The organism is Desulfonatronum sp. SC1 (genome assembly GCF_003046795.1).
GTDB lineage: Bacteria > Desulfobacterota > Desulfovibrionia > Desulfovibrionales > Desulfonatronaceae > Desulfonatronum.
The window spans coordinates 1-405 of the sequence record NZ_PZKN01000211.1; the positions used below are offsets into that span (position 1 = coordinate 1).

Here is a 405-nt window from a genome sequence, read left to right on the forward strand (position 1 = left end):
GACCGATCCAAACGATCCCGATTTTGAAATCGGTTTCAGAGCTTATGCCTATTGGGGTTTTCAACGTTCATTTGCGGCACAGCTGGATCAGAACACAATGTACTCATTACGCCCTGGCACCGAAGTTATCGATTACTTCATCCCTTCAAGTTCGAGGTATGGCGTGCTCAGAGATCCTGAGGGAACAGTATATCCGCATATTCATCCTGATCAAGATCTGGGCAGCTTTAACTATTTTGAGGCTTCCTCCATTCGTAAGATTGGGAACAAGTATGTAACGGTTTTCAGTGGCTACTCAGGTCCTGATTACGGGATGGGCAGCTCAAACTCTACATTGCGTTATGGCTATGGCGACTCCCCATTTGGCCCATGGAAAAGTGGCGGTGTTTTGGTCGATTCGCGTGG

General features: G+C 47.7%; 1 protein-coding gene. It reads left to right on the forward strand.

All coding sequences use genetic code 11. The features are described 5' to 3' along the window. A partial coding sequence (locus C6366_RS21325) for a hypothetical protein (protein WP_199221630.1) occupies nucleotides 1-405 on the forward strand: 405 nt, incomplete at both ends.